The 16976-nt window shown below is 70.6% G+C and carries 14 protein-coding genes; 7 read left to right on the forward strand and 7 right to left on the reverse strand.

Annotation, left to right across the window (positions count from 1 at the left end):
• Positions 1-18 precede the first annotated feature (18 nt).
• Entirely contained in the window at positions 19-858 is an 840-nt protein-coding gene (locus BM339_RS26290) for a helix-turn-helix domain-containing protein (protein ID WP_075022543.1), read from the reverse strand.
• A gap of 704 nt (positions 859-1562) precedes the next feature.
• Positions 1563-1925: a hypothetical protein gene (locus BM339_RS26295; protein ID WP_075022544.1), complete on the reverse strand. Its 363-nt coding sequence runs from the start codon at positions 1923-1925 to the stop codon at positions 1563-1565.
• A gap of 332 nt (positions 1926-2257) precedes the next feature.
• Here BM339_RS26295 and BM339_RS26300 point away from each other — a divergent pair, with 332 nt between their 5' ends.
• On the forward strand, positions 2258-4969 hold the full coding sequence (locus tag BM339_RS26300) for a tetratricopeptide repeat protein (RefSeq protein WP_075022545.1): 2712 nt from the start codon (positions 2258-2260) through the stop codon (positions 4967-4969).
• Positions 4970-5044: 75 nt separating this feature from the next.
• On the opposite strand, the gene BM339_RS26305 is transcribed toward BM339_RS26300, so the two are convergent.
• Positions 5045-6292 carry a helix-turn-helix domain-containing protein gene (locus BM339_RS26305; protein ID WP_075022546.1) on the reverse strand — a complete coding sequence of 416 codons (1248 nt, stop codon included), beginning with the start codon at positions 6290-6292 and terminating at the stop codon, positions 5045-5047.
• 209 nt (positions 6293-6501) lie between these two features.
• Between BM339_RS26305 and BM339_RS26310 the strand changes: the two genes are divergently transcribed.
• The 3 genes from BM339_RS26310 to BM339_RS26320 are packed head-to-tail and all read left to right on the forward strand — an operon-like array spanning position 6502 to position 9816.
• Positions 6502-7758, forward strand: coding sequence for an iron-containing alcohol dehydrogenase (locus BM339_RS26310; RefSeq protein ID WP_075022547.1), 1257 nt, complete (start codon positions 6502-6504; stop codon positions 7756-7758).
• A gap of 10 nt (positions 7759-7768) precedes the next feature.
• Positions 7769-9130 carry a MadS family sensor histidine kinase gene (locus tag BM339_RS26315; RefSeq protein ID WP_075022712.1) on the forward strand — a complete coding sequence of 454 codons (1362 nt, stop codon included), beginning with the start codon at positions 7769-7771 and terminating at the stop codon, positions 9128-9130.
• Complete coding sequence (locus BM339_RS26320) at positions 9127-9816, forward strand: MadR family response regulator transcription factor (RefSeq protein WP_075022548.1); 690 nt, start codon at positions 9127-9129, stop codon at positions 9814-9816. Before BM339_RS26315 ends, BM339_RS26320 begins: the two co-directional genes overlap by 4 nt.
• On the opposite strand, the gene mftM is transcribed toward BM339_RS26320, so the two are convergent.
• From mftM to mdo, 4 genes are all read right to left on the reverse strand, one after another.
• Complete coding sequence (gene mftM / locus BM339_RS26325; protein WP_075022713.1) at positions 9813-10787, reverse strand: mycofactocin oligosaccharide methyltransferase MftM; 975 nt, start codon at positions 10785-10787, stop codon at positions 9813-9815. The two genes, BM339_RS26320 and mftM, sit on opposite strands and share 4 nt — an antisense overlap.
• 37 nt (positions 10788-10824) lie before the next feature.
• Positions 10825-12342: a VWA domain-containing protein gene (locus tag BM339_RS26330; RefSeq protein ID WP_075022549.1), complete on the reverse strand. Its 1518-nt coding sequence runs from the start codon at positions 12340-12342 to the stop codon at positions 10825-10827.
• Between the two features lie 13 nt (positions 12343-12355).
• Positions 12356-13600: an AAA family ATPase gene (locus BM339_RS26335; protein ID WP_075022550.1), complete on the reverse strand. Its 1245-nt coding sequence runs from the start codon at positions 13598-13600 to the stop codon at positions 12356-12358.
• Between the two features lie 97 nt (positions 13601-13697).
• Positions 13698-14990: an NDMA-dependent methanol dehydrogenase gene (mdo, locus tag BM339_RS26340; RefSeq protein ID WP_075022551.1), complete on the reverse strand. Its 1293-nt coding sequence runs from the start codon at positions 14988-14990 to the stop codon at positions 13698-13700.
• Between the two features lie 294 nt (positions 14991-15284).
• Here mdo and mftA point away from each other — a divergent pair, with 294 nt between their 5' ends.
• The 3 genes from mftA to mftC are packed head-to-tail and all read left to right on the forward strand — an operon-like array spanning position 15285 to position 16944.
• Positions 15285-15416, forward strand: a complete 132-nt coding sequence (mftA, locus tag BM339_RS26345; protein ID WP_075022552.1) for a mycofactocin precursor MftA — start codon at positions 15285-15287, stop codon at positions 15414-15416.
• A 10-nt stretch (positions 15417-15426) separates the two neighbouring features.
• Positions 15427-15714, forward strand: coding sequence for a mycofactocin biosynthesis chaperone MftB (gene mftB / locus BM339_RS26350; protein WP_075022714.1), 288 nt, complete (start codon positions 15427-15429; stop codon positions 15712-15714).
• A 24-nt stretch (positions 15715-15738) separates the two neighbouring features.
• Positions 15739-16944 (forward strand): mycofactocin radical SAM maturase, encoded by a 1206-nt coding sequence (mftC, locus tag BM339_RS26355; protein WP_075022715.1) that lies wholly within the window; start codon positions 15739-15741, stop codon positions 16942-16944.
• The last annotated feature ends 32 nt before the right edge of the window (positions 16945-16976 follow it).

The raw sequence follows: 16976 nt of genomic DNA on the forward strand, positions 1-16976 counted from the left end.
GCTCGTTCTTGTACGAAATCAATCGGCCGGCAGGGGCCATCCGTCCAAGGCGTGCCCGGGGTAATCGCGCAGGAACCGCCGCCGGACCTCGACGTACCGGGTCGGCGTGAGACCCGTGAACTCCCGGAACTCGCGCCCGAAGTGGGCCTGGTCGAAGTAGCCCGCGTCAGCGGCGACCTCGCTCCAGTCGATCGGGGCAGCGACGTCGATCGCCAACACGGTGGAACTGAAGCGATAGCTGCGAGCCAGCCTCTTTGGCGTGACGCCGACGATGGCTTTGAACCGCTTCGCCAGATAGGTACTGCTGACGCGGGCCGCCACGCCAAGGTCGCTGATCGGCACGGTCCCGCCGGTCGCCGCGATGGCGCTGCTCACCTGACGGACAAGGTCGAGACCGTCGATCGTGCGCAATCGTCGCACCAGTTCGTCCTCGAGCAACGCGAGTAGGTCCTGCGGTGAGTCCGCCACGGCCAGTCGGTCTCGTAGCTCACCGGTCGCGCGTTGGCTCCGGATCTGATCCAACGTCGCCGGTCGGTCGCACAACTCGGCCGCGGGCATCGGAAGAAACGGCGCCAGACCCCACGGCTTGAAGTGGACACCAACGGACTGCGTCGGCGTCGGATAGCCGAACTCCCACGCGCGGGTGGGAATGACGACCGCGCAGCCGTCGGCGTACTCCGCCGCCTCGTCGGCGGAGCCGGCGCGGATGAGGAACGGCGCCCCGAGATTGACGATCAGCAACGGCGCCGGCGCCGCCGGCAGCAGCAACCTGGAGTACGGCGGCGCGCCCTCCAGGTAGTACAGGTCGTCGATCAGCCCGTCCAGCGGCGGACGCGGCACTCTGGACACATACTGCACACCCCCATCATCGCCGACGGCCCGCCTAGCGCCGCGCGCCGAAATGGTCCGGCCGCGCCGACGCCGGCATGGAGCCGACGCCGTCCCTGACGGACACCCCGGCGGATCTCAGGCCCAACCAAACGCCACTTTGTGAAGAGCCGCTAAAAGCCAATGCACACTGAGTCTTTGTAAAGGAAACGAGGTGTCGAATGCTGGCGGCTGTGAGGAGGCCATGTCGCAGGTGATAAAGCACTGGAGCGCTATCGGCGATTTCTTGATTAAATCAGAGTAAGTCATCGAGGTAGATCGGAAAGTGAGGTACTCGAAGCACTCACGGCTGCCTTTGAGGCTGAGGGTATCGGGGTGTGGAGAGAAGTTGCCGGAGACGCCGCTCGGTTGATCTCGGAGCGAAGGTGAAGACCTCCGATGGCTCGATGATCTCGTGCATGCCGACGAGAATGCCAGGTAGGCGTGGGTGACCATGGCCAGGCTGATGTGCCGGTACCAGTCGGTGGCTTGCGGACCTCCTACACCAGCACTCGATCCAATCGAACACCGCCGCCCCAGCATCCGGGGCAGGGAGCGCTCGGCCGGGTGCGTCCGGACGGCCTTCTGGGCCCGGCCTCCCCCTGGTTGGGGCGAAGACTTGCGGTCAGGCTAGCCGCCGCAAGTGCTATCCACCGCGGTCTGGCGGTGCCGGCTACCGGTGCTGTTTCTTCCTTTCATTCGTCTTCCTGGGCGGTTTCCATGACCTGCTTGACAGTTGTGGGATCGCTCCACTTGCGGTCCTTGGCGTATGCTCGGGCGGCCTCACGTACGTCTGCGGCGTCCTTCGCGTTCTTGTGGGGTCCGCAGATCGCGGCCTTGGTGACGCGGGTCAGGGCACGTCCCTCGAACCAGATGCGCATGAGCTCGGGCAGGCGGCGGACGGCCGGCGCGCCCAGTCCCAGAACGGCGATCACGATGGCGACCAGTAATGCGATCTTGAAGGCCAGGACGGTGTCGCCGGTCGTCTCCATGATCGTGATGGCCGCGCCGGCGGGCGCGCTTGCCAGGGCCGCGATGGCGGCGGTCGGCCGCTTCATCGCCGCCCGCCCATGTCGCGGCCTGCGAGGCAGGCTAGTGAGTACGGACGCATGGCCGCTCCTTGGGTTGGGTCGGGACTCCCGCTCCCGACCGGGGCTGAGGCGGCTCACTGAACTCGTACTGCGATTTTTCCTGCGATATCGCGTCGCTCTGTGCTTCGACGTCTAGCCTGGTCAGTCCATACTGTCGCCCGAATTCCGACGACATCGCATAGGCGCGGAGGCGGGACCCGTTGACCGAGACTTCTCGTCCACGAGGGGATCGACTGCGTGCCGAGCTCGCTCGTCTTCGGGCTGCCGCGGGGGACCCCAAGCTCGCGACCCTGGCCCGTATGGCCAGCGACTCGAAGGGGGGCAAGAAGTGGCCATCGGTGATCGACGGCTGGTTCAAGGGCCCGTCGGTGCCCGGTGCCGACTCCACTGCTTCTTTTCTTCGCATGGTCGAGCAACTGCGGACGAAGGTGGGCGAGGACGCCGACTACCGGGCTCTGACCGAGGCTGAGTGGACACACCTGCTGACGCAGGCCCAGCAGGAGAGCAAGAAGCGGCAGACGGGGCGTCCTCCGGCCGACCGGAGGCCAGTCACCGAGACGCCGATGACGCTGCCGGTGAGACCGACCGCCTTCACCGGCCGCCAGGACATGCTTCAGAACCTGCTCGGCCGGCTCGATCCCGACCGGTCGCCGCATGACATGGTCGTCGTCTCCACGGTAGCGGGCATGGGCGGTGTCGGAAAGTCGGCTCTCGCCATTCACGCCGCTCACGAGGCCCGCGATCGCCGCTGGTTTCCTGGCGGGCTCCTTCACCTCAACCTGCACGGTTACGACCCACGGCACGGACCCGCCGACGCCGAGACCGTTGTCGACCGCCTGCTGACAGATCTCGGCATCAAGACCCGAGACCTTCCGCCCGACCTGGACGGCAAGCACAGGCTTTGGCAACAGACTCTGGCCCGGCTCGCCGATCAGCACCGCCCGGTGCTGGTCTTGCTGGACAACGTCGCCTCATCCAGCCAAGTGATGCCGTTGCGTCCGCCAACTCCGCACCGGATGCTCGTCACGTCCCGGCAGAAGCTTTCGGATCTACGTGCCTACCGGATCGAGCTTCCCCCAATGGCAGAACCGGAGGCAGTGCAGCTGCTGGACGCCGCCCTGCGCGTGACCAACGACAGCGACGACCGCGTACAGCGCGACCTGCAAGCCAGTCGGGACGACGATGACGGGCAGGCACATCGGATCGCCGCACTGTGCGGATACCTGCCCCTGGCACTCTGGATCGTCGCCGGACTGCTCAGTGACGAACCCCTGCGTCCGCTGGCCGACCTGGCCGACGAACTCCAGGAAGCGCACACTCGGCTGGACGCGCTCGGCTATCCCGGCATCGACGAGGAAGGCCGCCCCCTGGCCGTGCGAGCGGCGATGGATCTGTCCTACCGGCGATTAGATCCCCAGCAGCAGCGCGCCTTTCGGCTGATGGCATTCGCTCCCGGCCATGACATCTCGACTGACAGCGCCACCGCCCTGCTGGACGGCGACCGGTTCGACGCCCGCCGCCTACTCGCCGACCTGGCCCGCGGACATCTGCTGGAGGCTCCCGCTTTCGACCGATGGAGCATGCATGACCTCATCCGTCTCTACGGCGCCGAACACAGCGCCGCACACTCCGCCGCCGACCACCGCGACCAGGCACTCGCACGCCTCATTCAGCACTACTTGCGCCTGACGCGAGAGCGCGACGCCCGCCTGACAGCACCCGTCACTTCCAGCAGCGATCCGGAACCGAGGTCCAGCGCTTTCGCCGACCTGGACATCGAGTACCTCAACCTTACGGCGACCGCGTTCAGCGCCGTCGACGACCACTACGACCAAGTCCGCGATCTCGCCCTCTACCTGGGCGCCTATCTCAAAGCCCGCCGCCAGTTCGGCATCTGGATCGACCTCAGCGAGCGGATCCTCCAAGCCACCCGCGACCGCAAAGACCGCGCTGCGGAGAGCAAGGTTTTGTGCGCCTTGGGTGTGGCGTTGGAGGGCGCACGTCGCTACCCCGAGGCGGTCGAGGCGCATCGGCGGGATCTGCGCCTGTCCCGTGAGCTGGCCGACCACGCTGGGGAGAGGACCGCGCTCAACAATCTGGGCAGCGCCCTCCGAGGCGCGAGGCGACTACATGAAGGCATAGAGGCAACCCGAGAAGCACTCAACCTCAGCCGCTCGCAGGGCGACACCGATGGCGAGGTCAGGGCGCTGATCAACGGGGCCGGCATTCAAGACGAGGCCCGCCGTTTCGACGACGCGGCCCGCAGCCTCCGCCGCGCGTTGACCATCATCCGCTCTGCGAACGGCGACCTGGAAGCCGAGATGGTCGCATTGAGCACGCTCGGCATCGTCCTGCAGCGCACCGAACAGTTCGAGGAATCCATCGACGTCCTCAACGAAGCGATCACCGCATGCCGGCGTCTCGGGGACCGCCATGGCGAGGCTGCCAACCTGTCCCACCTCGGTATCGCCCTCGGACGAACGGGCGAGACCGAGACCGCGATCACCACGTATCGGAAGGCGATCGCGATCACCCGCGACATCGACGATCCGCACAGCGAGGCGCAGAACCTCACCAATCTCGGCATCTGCCTGGACGTCGCCGGGCGTCCCGAGGAAGCCGTCCCCGTGCTCCGGCGAGCTATCGCCCTTTACGAGGAATCAGGTGATCCGCACGAACAGGCAATGGTGCTGGACGCTCTCGGCAATGCGCTCGAAGCAGCGGGACGGCCAGAAGAATCATTGGCCACGCTGACTCGCGCCGTCGCCGCGTTCCAAGCCCTGAACGACCAGTACCAGGAAGCCACGTCTCTGACCAACCTGTCGGCGGTCCAAGCCGGACTCGATCGCTATTCGGACGCCATCGATACTTGCAAACAGGCAATCACCATCTTTCAGGTTCTGGACGACCTGGACAGCGAGGTGCAGGCCCGAAGGAACCTACGGATCATCAAGAAGCTCGCCAAACGCGAGAGAAAAGGCCTCGTCAGGCGCCGCTGGTTCGGTTCGTGAGCCCAGCAGGTGGGCGTGGATTCCACGATCGCCCGGGCATACCAGCACGCCGCCGACCGCTCGCCGCGGTTCCGGTCAGGGGTGGGCGGGCGGTTCGGGCAGGGATGTGGTGAGGCGACTCACCACGAGGGGGCGCCTGCTGTCGCCCGGGTTCAGCAGGCGCAGCGCGTGCTGGTGGATCTCTGTGTCGTAGGGGACACGTTCGCTGTAGCGGAGGGCGAACTCCGGGTCGGTGCTGGTGAGGACCGCCTCCCTGACGGCGACCTCCAGGTGGGCGCGCCATTCCATGATCCCGGGGGCCTCGGAGAACGGGAGGAGGGGGCCCCGGTAGAAGCGGAGCGCGGTCGTCGTGTCGCCGCGTTCCAAGGCGCGCAACACGTCCACGGCGTCGCACGAGACGGGCGAGGTCAGGGTGTACCGGCGGTTGGCGATGCCGCCGCCGAGCGCGTGGCGCAGGTGGGACACCTCCGCCTTGAAGGTGGAGGTGCTGATGGGGCGGTCGCCGTAGACGGCTTCGCGCAACCGGCCGGGTGTGAAGCCGTCCGGCTCCAGCGCCAGCAGGGTCAGGATCTCCAACTGGCGAGGACGGAGCGACAGGGGCGTCCCGGCACGTTCGGCACCGCCCGTGCCGAGGCAGTGCACGCGGACGCGCGGACCGCGGGCCGGGAGCCGGCCGGCGCGGAGTTCGGCCTCGATCCTGGACACCAGGCTGCGGACCATGGTCATGGCCAGGGGGTGCGAGCGATCCCACGTGGTGGAGATGTCGACGACGCCGAGGATGCGCCCGTCCGGGGCGCGGACGGGGGCGCAGTAGCAGACCCAGTCGTGCAGCGTCGCGACCAGGTGCTCGGCGGAGAACACGGTGCTGGGGCGGCCGGTGTGCAGCGCCAGGGACAGGGCGTTGGTGCCCATGGCCTGCTCGTCCCAGCAGCCTCCCGGCGCGAAGTTGACGCGCTCCGCCCGGCGGCGCATGGTCCGGCCGCCGCACGTCCACAGGATCGTGCCGGACTCGTCGGTGATGGCGGTGACGAACCCGGCGTCTTCGGCGATGCTGCGGAACTCGCCGGCGAGTTCGGTGAGGGGCCCGCGCAGCGGCGACCCGGTCCAGCGGTCGAGGGCCTCGCCGCCGGCCGAGGCGGGGGCGCTGTCGCGTTCGGGATCGACGCTCACCAGCGAACGCCGCCAGGACTCGGTGATCTCCGCACGCAGCGCTCCGGCGGAGGCATGGGACGACCCCGCACCCGTGCTGAGCCGGGGCACCCAGTGGGACCATTCCTCCACCAGGGCGCTTCGCCGTAGCCGGAGGCTGTCGTGTTCTGACATGGATTCGCCTGTAATGGGTCGGACGAGTACCCCATTATCGGCCCTCAGGCGGCGGGGCGCCCCGTCCGATCGGACAGGTGCCGGGGCGGGGGTATCCGGTCTAGCTTGGCAGCAGGTGTGACGAACGCGATATCGGCAGGAGCCAGCTCGTAGTATTCGAGACACGGTGCGTTGCAGGCACCAGGTCGCGGTCGGCCCGGGAGGGTGACATGTCGCTGATGGCAGACCTGACGATCGTTCACGGCGAGCCGGGCACGGGATGGAGGTGCGATGCGGGCCCCTGCGGGCCGCCGGATCTCGCGGGCGGCCGGCCGGCCGCGCCGCTCACCAAGTTCCACGTCCCCGAGATCGTCTTCGGCCTGGGCTCGTTGGCCGAACTCGGCCACTGCGCGCTGCGGCTGGGCGGGCGCAGGCCGTTCCTGGTCACCGACCCGGGACTGATGGAGACGGGCTGGGTGGACGAGGCGGTCGGCCACCTGCGCCGCGCGGGGCTGCGGCCCGTGCTGTGGCACGACGTCACGCCGAACCCGAAGGACCACGAGGTCGAGGCGGGGTTCCGGCGGTACGCCGAAAGCGGCGCCGATGTGATCATCGGGCTGGGCGGCGGGTCCTGCATCGACGCCGCCAAGGGCGTCGCGATCCTGTCGGGCAACGGCGGCCGGATCCTCGACTACGAGGGCGTGGACCGGGTCGTCCAGCCGATTCCGCCCTCGGTGATGGTGCCGTCCACCTCCGGGACGGGCGCCGACGTGTCGCAGTTCGCCGTCATCACCGACACCGCGGAGCACGTCAAGCTGACGATCGTCAGCCGGACCCTGGTGCCGGAGACGTCGCTGGTCGACCCCAGGCTGCTGACCACCATGCCGGACTGGCTGAACGCGGCGACCGGCCTGGACGCCCTGACCCATGCCGTCGAGGCGTTCGTGTCGAGGGCGCACAATCCGCTGTCCGACAATCACGCCCTGCACGCGGTCAAGCTCATCATAGACAACCTCACGCGCACCCACCTGAAGCCCGGGGATGTGGATGCCAGGGTCGCCATGGCGCAGGCGTCGCTGGAGGCCGGGATGGCCTTCACGAACGCGATCCTCGGCGCGACGCACGCGATGAGCCACCAGGTCGGCGGCCTGCTGGACGCGCCGCACGGGGTGGTCAACGGCGTGCTCCTGCCCCACGTCATCCGGGTCAACGCCGAGGCGCGGCCGGAGCGGTTCGTGTCGCTGGCCGAGGCGGCGGGGATCGCCGCGCAGGGCATACCGCCAAACGAGGCGGCACTGCGGTTCGCCGATCGGGTCCGCGCGCTGGCCGACGAGCTGGGCGTCCCGAAGGGGCTCGCCAGCCTCGGCGTCGCCGCGAGCGACGTCCCCCGCCTGGCGCGCACCACCCTGAAGGACGCCTGCATGGCCACCAACCCGCGGGACCTGGACGTCCACGACGTCCAGGCACTGTTCAGCCAGGCACTGTGAGGCGATGCGGATGAGCGCCCCGGACCCCGCGCACGACCTCGGTGTCCTCACGGGCCTGCGCTCGGGCAAGCACTCCTTCTATCCGGCCTACGTGCGGTCCAACGAGCGGCTGGAGCACACGGTCGCGGCCCTGGACAGCATCTCCCGCGCCCTGGTGCGCACCGCGGAGGGGCCGCGCGCCCTCGTCGAGGCGGTCGTCCGGGCCGCGGCCGAGCATCTGCAGGCGCACTGGCTACTGCTGGTCGTGGCGGACGGCGCGTTGCGCGCCGCCCGGCCGAGGTTCCTGCTGTACGCGGACGACGTGCTGATCGACGACGAGGCGTTGCTGCCCGCCGAGCCGCGGGAGCACCTGGCGGTGCTGCGGTCCCGGCCGTGGGAGGCCATGTCCGCCGACCCGGACGGCGTCTGGGTCCGGGCCCCGATGGCACTGGACGACGAGCCGGTCGGCGCGATCGCCGCGCGTCCCGGCCCGGGCGTGGAAATGGCCGACACCGACCTGGCGATCCTGCGCGTGCTGGCCAACCAGGCGGCGGTGGCACTGCACAACTCCTATCTGTTCCACGCGGCGACGATGCTGCGGGGGCGGACGGAGGAGCTGTCGGAGGCGGCGGAGCGGCAGGCCCGGGACCTGGCCGCGCGCAACGCCGAGCTGGCCGCGACGCAGGAGCTCCTGTTCGGCGCGATGCAGCGCCAGGCCCTGGACGACGAGCGGCACCGGATCGCACGGGAACTACACGACAGCGTCACCCAGTACGTGCTCAGCGCGGGAATGATCGTCGAGGTGTGCCGGGCGGAGCTGGCGGCTCAGGGCGGGCCGGCCGCCGCGATCGCCGGGCGGCTGGCCGAAGCAAAGGACCTGAACCGGCAGGCGGTAGAGCAGTTGCGGGCCTCGATCTACGCCCTGCACCACACGTCTGAGGAGCCGGCGGGGCCCCTGCCGGTGATGCTGGAACGGCTGTCGACCGTGCACCTTCCGACCGACCTGGACGTGCGGGTGCGGACGGAGGGCGGCGCGGTGCCGCTCCCGCCGCATGCCGAGCAGTCCATTCTGCGGCTGGTCGGGGAGGCGTTGTTCAACTCGGCCGCGCACGGCAAGGCGAACCGGGCGCTGGTCCGGCTGCGCTACCGGCCGACCGGGGTGACGGTGAGCGTGTCCGACGACGGAAGCGGCGACCCGGCCCAGCTCCGCCGTGCACTGGTGGTGTCGCGGGCCGGAGACCTCTCGGGTCGCCACCGAGGGCTGACGAACATGGCCGTCCGGGCGGAGGAGATGGGCGGCCGGCTGTCCATCGGACGGTCGGGGATGGGAGGCGTCATGGTACGGGTGGAGATCCCGCTGCCGGTGCTATCCGCAGGGGAAGGCCGCACATGATCGGTGAGCTGGGGACGGAGACCGGGGCCGGAGCCGGCGCCGGGGAGGGCGCGGGAACCGTGCGGATCGTGCTGGTCGACGACCACGCGATCGTCCGGCACGGGCTGCGCTCGATTCTGGAGCGCGAGGCGGACCTGGAGGTGGTGGGGGAGGCGAGCACGGCCGCGGAGGCGCTCGTGGTCGTCGAGCGGACCCGCCCCACGATCGTCCTGCTGGACCTGAAGCTGTCCACGGGGGCCGACACCGAGGGCATGGAGCTGTGCGCGCGGCTGACCGGGAGCCATCCGGGGCTCGCGGTGCTGGTGCTCACCACCTTCCTGGACGACTCGCTGGTGGTGGAGGCGGTGCGGCACGGCGCCCGAGGCTACGTGGTGAAGGACGTGGACACCACCGAGCTGCTGCGCTCCATCCGCGCCGTGGCCCGCGACGAGTGCGCCTTCGACTCGCACTCGTCCGCGGCGATGATGCGGTCGATGCGCATGGTCTCCGAGCAGCCGAAGTTCACCGAGCGGGAGCTGACGGTGCTCCAGTTCCTCGCGCGTGGCCTGAGCAACCGGGACATCGGCATGGAGATGTACATCTCGGAGACGACCGTGAAGTTCCACCTCCGCAACATCATGCGGAAGATGGAGGCGAGCAGCCGCGCGGAGGTCGTCTACGAGGCCACCAAGATGGGCCTCATCTAGGTGCCGGTGTCGATGACGAGCCAGCCCCCGTGGTGGTCGTCGACGCGGAAGGGGTGCCCGCCGGCGCGGCCGAGGCCGGTGAGGGCGGCGCGGTCGACGACCCGCACGTGCCCGTAGGCGGCGGTGGGCTCCTCCTCGTAGGGGACGGCCACCACGACCCGCCGCCGGGCGAGCCGCAGCGCCTCCCGCACGACGGCGCCGCCCTGCGCGGCGTCCATGTGCTCCAGCAGGTGGATGGCGGTGACGGTGTCGACACAGCCGTCCGGCAACGGGACGCGTACGGCTTCGCAGGTCAGCGTGTCCAGCGGTGTTCCGCGCGCGGCCGCGACCGCGCGCAGCAGCCGCATGGTGCCGGCGGACAGGTCCGAGGCGATGACGTGGCCGCCGGCGCGTTCGGCGAGCATGAGCGGCAGGAACCCGAAGCAGGACCCCACGTCGAGCACCGGGCCCGGCGGGACGAGGTCCAGGGCGCGGCGGTACACGGGCGCGAAGCCGGCGATCGACGAGCACGCGGTGGCCCCGGCCGGGCGCCGGTCCTGCCTGATCCGCGCCAGCGTGTTGGCGTAGAACGTGCACCAGGCGCTCAGCGGGCCGTCCACGCAGCTGCGCACCACCCCGGTGAAGAGCCGCTCGAACACGTCGAGGCCCGACACCCAGCCGGGTGCGAACAGCTCCCTCGCGAGGAGCCCGGCCAGGTCGTTGTCGAGCTGCTCGGGACGCAGCCAGTGGTCGAGCTGGATGCGGCGGGCGCCGCGGTGCAGGCGGAAGTGCTCGGTCCGGATCACGGGGGTGCGGCCCGGTGCGGTGCGCGGCTGAGCGGCGGGCGCGCAGTGCCCGCTCGCGGCTGTCCGGGGTCGGGGAGGGGCGACCCGGACGACTCGGACGAGGTGATCGGTGTACCGGCCGGGCGGGTGCGGCGCGAGCGGGTCGAGCCGGTGCGCCGCCGCGGCGATGAGCTGGGCGGGGTCCATCACGACGGCGCCGTCCCGGCGGCGCGGAAGCGGGACGTCATCGTCCCGCCGCCCCCTCCGCGAGCCGGTGGGACGTCCGCTCCAGCGCGGAGAGGTCCGCCACCACGTGCACCCGGTCGCAGTGCTCGGCGTAGAGCGGCAGGTCGCAGGCGCCCAGCCGCCAGGAGTACCGGGGCTCGGGGGTGATCCAGATCGTCTCCCGGACCCTCCGCGTGATCTCGGCGAACGTGCCGAGCGCCGGGTCATTGCCGTTTCCCCTGCCGTCGCCCAGGACGAGGAGGGTGGTGTGCCGCCCGAGCGCGGGGGCGTGTTCGGCCAGCATCATCTCGAAGGTCCCTCCGTAGTCGGAGTGCGCGCCGGTGTCGAGCAGGCCCCCCTCCGGCAGCCCGTCGAAGACCAGCCCGAGTGCGCGTTCGAGGGGGTGCTCGGCGAAAAGTTCGGTGATCTCCACTGGTTCGTCCACGAAGGCGAACGACCGGACCTGCCCGAACAGCGCCTGCAGGCCGTGCACCATGTGCAGCGTGAACCTCGCGGTCGCCCGCACCGACAGCGAGACGTCGGCGAGGACCAGCAGGCGCGGCCGGTCGTCGGCGCGGGTCACGGTGGCGGGGCGGAACGGCACCCCGTCGTAGCGCATGTTGCCGCGCATCGTGCGGGCGGGATGGATGCGGCCGCTTGGGGCGCCGCGCCTGCGGCCGGTGGGGGCGCCGCGCAGGGACCGGCCGACGCGGCGCAGCGCCTCCTCCAGCCGCGTCCGCTCGCCCTCGTCGACGGCCTCGGCGCGGGCGCGCTCGGCGATCCGGGCCGACTCCACGGCCACCTGCTCCAGTTCGGCCAGCCGGTCCAGGTACCGCTTCAGCAGTTCCGGCAGGTGGTCGATGATGCCCGCCGGTGGCCGCGGCGACGCGCCGGGGGCCGGGTCGCCGGAGGTGTCGGGCGGTCCGGGGACGTCGTGCGGGGCGACGGCCAGTTCCATGTCGATCCGGCGCCGGGTATCGGGTGCGAGCCGCCCAGGGACTCCCGCCCCGTGCAGGCGCTCGATCTGCAACTGGACCGGCTGCATGGCGCCCGGCCCGGCGGCACCGTCCGGGGACAGGACGATCTCGTCGGTCAGCGACGTCATGTCCACCTTGTTCGCCTCTTGGTGCAGGTTGTAGCGCTGGGCGAGGTCGCGCTGGTGGAAAAGGTCCCGGATGTCGGCGGGCTTGCCGTGGCTGTGCCCCTGCCGGGGCGTCTGGGACGGCTCGTCGGAGACGGCGAAGGATTCGAGTTCGCCTTCGTCGGTGAGGTCGGCGTGCTCATGCCCGTGTCCGTGTCCGTCCGCGTCCCCGCTCAGCGGGCGCAGGGAGAAGAACGCCGAGAACAGCTCGTCGAACAGCGCCTCGTCGCGGCGGTCCTTGACCAGGGTGATGCGCAGGGCCTCGCGCAGCGTCTCCCTCCCGCCGAGCACGCCGGGCTGGGCGGCGGCGAGCATGGCGTCGGCCCCCTCCGAGACGGAGACGCGCATCCCGTAGAGCCGGAGCGCCCGCACGAAGCGGTGGACAGCGGCCTCCATCCCGTCCTCCCGGTCAGCCGTCGCGGCGGCGGGTGAGGGCGGCGAACGCGCGAGCGCCCTGGCCGGCTCCCGGGGCGGGGCGGCCGGCGGGTCCCCGGCCGGGCGCCCCGTAGTAGCCCTCGTCGTGACGGTGGGGCAGGTCCTTGGCGGCGCGGACCGCCCGGCCGTCGCTCTCGTCGTCGGGTGGTGCATGACCGTTGCCGGAGTGTCCGTGCCCGTGTCCGTGCCCGTGCCCGTGGCCATGTCCGTGGCCGGGTTCGGGAAGGGTGCGGTTCGGGTCGACGAGGCGCGGTAGGACGTCGAGGGCCTGGCGCAGGTCGCGCTCGTACTTCAGCACGACGCCGGCCGTGTCCGCGAGCACCCGCGGGTCGAGTTCCTCGACGCCGAGCACGGCGAGTGTGCGGGCCCAGTCCACGGTCTCGGAGATCCCGGGGTTCTTGCGGAGCCGCAGCTCGCGCAGCCCCCGGACGACCTGGACGAGATGCCGGGCGGCGGCCTCGGGCAGACCGGTCCGCTTGGAGCGCAGGATCTCCAGCTCCCGCTCGGCGGCGGGGTAGTCGAGGAACAGGTGCAGGCAGCGGCGTTTGAGGGCCGCCGACAGGTCGCGCGTGTTGTTGGACGTCAGCACCACGTACGGCGGAACCCGCGCGGTGAACGTGCCGATCTCCGGCACCGACACCTGGTACTCGGCCAGGCACTCCAGCAGCACCGCCTCCAGCGCCTCGTCCGCCCGGTCCATCTCGTCGATCAGCAGCACCGCGGGCTCGGCGCCGCGGATCGCCTCCAGGACCGGGCGCGGCGACAGGAACCGCTCGGAGAAGAACACCTCGTCCTGCGCCTCGATCCGCCGCACCGCCGCGGCCAGGTCCGGGGCGTCGGCGGTGAGGTGGCCGATCTTGTCGCGCAGCATCTGCGTGTACAGGAGTTGCTTGCCGTAGTCCCAGTCGTACAGCGCGCGGCTCTCGTCCTGTCCCTCGTAGCACTGCAGGCGCAGCAGGCGGCGTCCGGTCACGGCCGCGAGCGCCTTGGCCAGCTCGGTCTTGCCGACCCCCGCCGGCCCTTCCAGCAGGACCGGCTTGCCCAGGCGGGTCAGCAGGAACACGGTGGTGGCGAGGCGGCGGTCGGTGATGTAGCCGCGGTCGGCGAACCGGTCGGCGACCTCGTCGACCGAGCCGAACTCGTGCCGCGTCGTGTCGGGAGCCGGTGCAGTGTCGGGAGCCGGTGCGGTGTCGTCGGGAAGCCGGGGCGTGTCGGGCACGGTTCCTCCGTCCGGGAAGGGCAGGCGAGGTCGGGACTGCGAACTGCTGGGAAGGCCCGGGAGGGCGAGGACGTGCCACGGCCCTCCCGGGGGAGGCTCAGGTGAGCAGATCGTCCAGGTCACCGGTCATGCAGTGCTCGACGACGGGGCGGACCGTCTCGAACGTGCACTCCTTGGCGTTGCCGGGGGTGCAGGCGTCGCCGAGGACGTGGTTGGTGATCCGATCGATGTCGGCGGCGTCGCCCCTGACCTCCTTGGCCCTTTCGTAGAACTTGGTCGGGCCCTTGCCCAGCCGGTTCTTGCTGTAGGTGTCCTGCTTGACGTCCGTGAACTTCTCGGGGATGCCGACGTCGCGCAGCAGCCGGATGCCCTCGGCGACCGCCGCCTCCGCGGCCCGCACCTTGGTCATGCCGCGGGTGTCGACGCCCATCGCCTCGGCGATGTCGGCGAACCGCTCGTACTGCGTGGGCATGTTGAACGCCCACACACGGGGGAGGGCGATGGCGTTGTTCAGCCCGTGGTGGATGTCGTAGAACGCGCTGACCGCGTGCGAGATGGAGTGGATGATCCCCAGACCGCCGGAGTTGAACGCCTGCGCCGCGATGTACTGCGCGTACATCATCCCCTCGCGGCCGGCGAGGTCCTGGCCGTTCCAGACCGCCTGCCGCAGGTGCCTGGCCGTCAGCTTGATCGCGTGCAGCGCGTTGCCCAGCGACGGCTGGAAGTCCAGCCGGGACACGTACGGTTCGGACGCGTGCGCGAGGACGTCGAACCCGCACTGCGCGGTGTAGTCCAGCGGGCAGTCGTAGTAGAGCACCGGGTCGTCGATCGCCAGCGTCGCCACGCAGGCGTCATCGAACGCCACGTACTTGTGCGGGTTGTCGGGGTCGGTGGTGGTGTCGGTGATGACGTAGGCCCAGGACGTCTCCGACCCCGTCCCGGCCGTGGTGGACACCGCGATGTGCGGCGGGTTCTGCGGGTTCTCCGACTTGTTGAAGCCCTCGAACTCGTTGATGTTGCGGCCGTCGTGGGCCACCGAGACGCGGGCACCCTTGCAGGCGTCGTGCGAGGACCCGCCGCCGATCGACACGAACGAGTCGCACTTGTTCTCCTGGTACAGCGTCACGGCGTCCATGACGTTGTAGTCCTTGGGGTTCGACTCGACCTCGTCGTACACCACGACCTCGAGCCCGTGGTACTTCATCGACTCGACGATCTTGTGCACGGTGTCGCTGCCGCGCAGCCCCGTGGTCATCACCAGCGTTCGCCGGAAACCCAGCTTCTTGGCCTCCGGGCCGATCAGCTCGTGCGCGCCCGGCCCGAGCATGGCACGGGGGAACGGGTGGAACTCCTTGATGGGGAACGGCTTGAGAAGCTCCTCGACTTGCATGATGAGACGTTCCTTTCCACGGGGTGGGCTGTGTCCGATTCACCTTCCGGGACGCGGAACGGCGCCGGTACCGGCCGGCCGGACGGGAAGCGGGCGCGGACGGAGGGGCCGGCCCCCGCCCGGATGGACGGCTACCGGCCGGTAATCGCCAGCGGGGCAGGGGCACCTGTCCGACCGGAGGGGCCGGGGACGGCCGAAAGTACGGCGAGACGGGCCGGCGCCCGCTCCTAACGTCGAGTCCCGACCGCCGAAAGCGCCGGCCGACCGGCCGGCCCACCCACCGGAGGAGATCCGATGCGAGACATCAGCGACAGCGAGCAGCCGCGCGACGACGGTGCCGGTGGCGCCGAGGCCGTTCCCGACCTCCTCGACGAGGAGCTCCTCGTCGAGGAGGTCTCCATCGACGGCATGTGCGGCGTCTACTGAGGTGCCCGCGATGACGGCCCCCTTCGACGCGGCCCGGCCCTACTTCGACGCGGCCCGGCCCTACCGGCTGAGCCCGTCGGTCGCACTGCGCCCCGAGCCGTTCGGGGCGCTCGCGTACCACTTCGGAAACCGGCGGCTGTCGTTCCTGAAGGCCCCCGGACTGGTCGAGCTGGTCCGGAACCTGGATCGGTACCCCACTGCCGGTGACGCCCTCGCGGGTGTCCCCGGTGACCGGCGCGACGTCTTCCAGCGCGCGCTCGGCTCGCTGGCAGCGGCCGACATGATCGTCCCCCGTTGAGGGGCCACCGATGGGAGTGCGGTGATGTCCACCCTTCACGACCTTCCGCGCACCGAACGCGTCCCCGCCCTGGCGGAGCAGTTCAAGGGCGGTCTGGACGCCCCGATCTGCTTGACCTGGGAGTGGACGTACGCGTGCAACCTGTCCTGCGCGCACTGCCTGTCATCGTCCGGGAGGCGTGACCCCCGGGAACTGTCCACCGCGGAGCTCGAGGCAGTCATCGACGAGCTGGAGCGGATGCAGGTCTTCTACGTCAACGTCGGCGGCGGTGAACCCACCGTCCGCCCCGACTTCTGGCACCTGCTTGACTACGCGGTCGCCCACCGGGTCGGCGTGAAGTTCTCCACCAACGGGGTGCGGCTCGGCCCCGAGCGCGCGCGGCGCCTGGCCGCCACCGACTACGTGGACGTGCAGATCTCCCTGGACGGGGCGACCCGCGACGTGAACGACGCGGTGCGCGGCCCCGGCTCCTACGACATGGCGGTACGAGCCATGGAGAACCTCGCCGCCGCCGGGTTCGCCGACTTCAAGATCTCGGTGGTGATGACGCGACGGAACGTTCCGCAGCTCGACGACCTGCGCGCCCTCGCCGACCGGTACGGGGCGCAGCTGCGGATCACCCGGCTCCGGCCGTCCGGCCGCGGCGCGGATGTGTGGGACGAGCTGCACCCCACAGCCGAGCAGCAGCGCCGGATCCATGCCTGGCTGCTCGACCACGGCGAACGGGTGCTCACCGGGGACTCGTTCTTCCACCTCAACGCGCTCGGCACACCGGTGCCGGGGCTGAACCTGTGCGGCGCGGGACGGGTGGTCTGCCTCATCGACCCGGTCGGTGACGTGTACGCCTGCCCGTTCGCCATCCACGACGCGTTCATGGCGGGCAACGTCCGCTCGCCCGGCGGGTTCCAGCGGGTGTGGCGCGAGTCGGCGCTGTTCGCGGACCTGCGCCGACCTTCGTCGGGGGGAGCGTGCGCCGGTTGCTCGGCGTACGACGCGTGCCAGGGCGGATGCATGGCCGCGAAGTTCTTCACCGGCCTGCCGCTGGACGGCCCCGATCCCGAGTGCGTCAAGGGCCACGGCGAGGCCGCCCTGCGGTTCGTCGATCCGGCGGCCGCACCGCGCCAGGGCAACGACCATTCGCGCCGCACTGTCGCCCTCGGCATGCCCGCCGTCCGGGCCGCGCCCCGCCCCTGCGACGAGAGCCCCCTGGCCGGGATGGGGCCTTCATGACAGGCCACCACCGGCGAACGGCACCCGGCCCG

The sequence above is a fragment of the Actinomadura madurae genome (assembly GCF_900115095.1).
Lineage (GTDB): Bacteria > Actinomycetota > Actinomycetes > Streptosporangiales > Streptosporangiaceae > Spirillospora > Spirillospora madurae.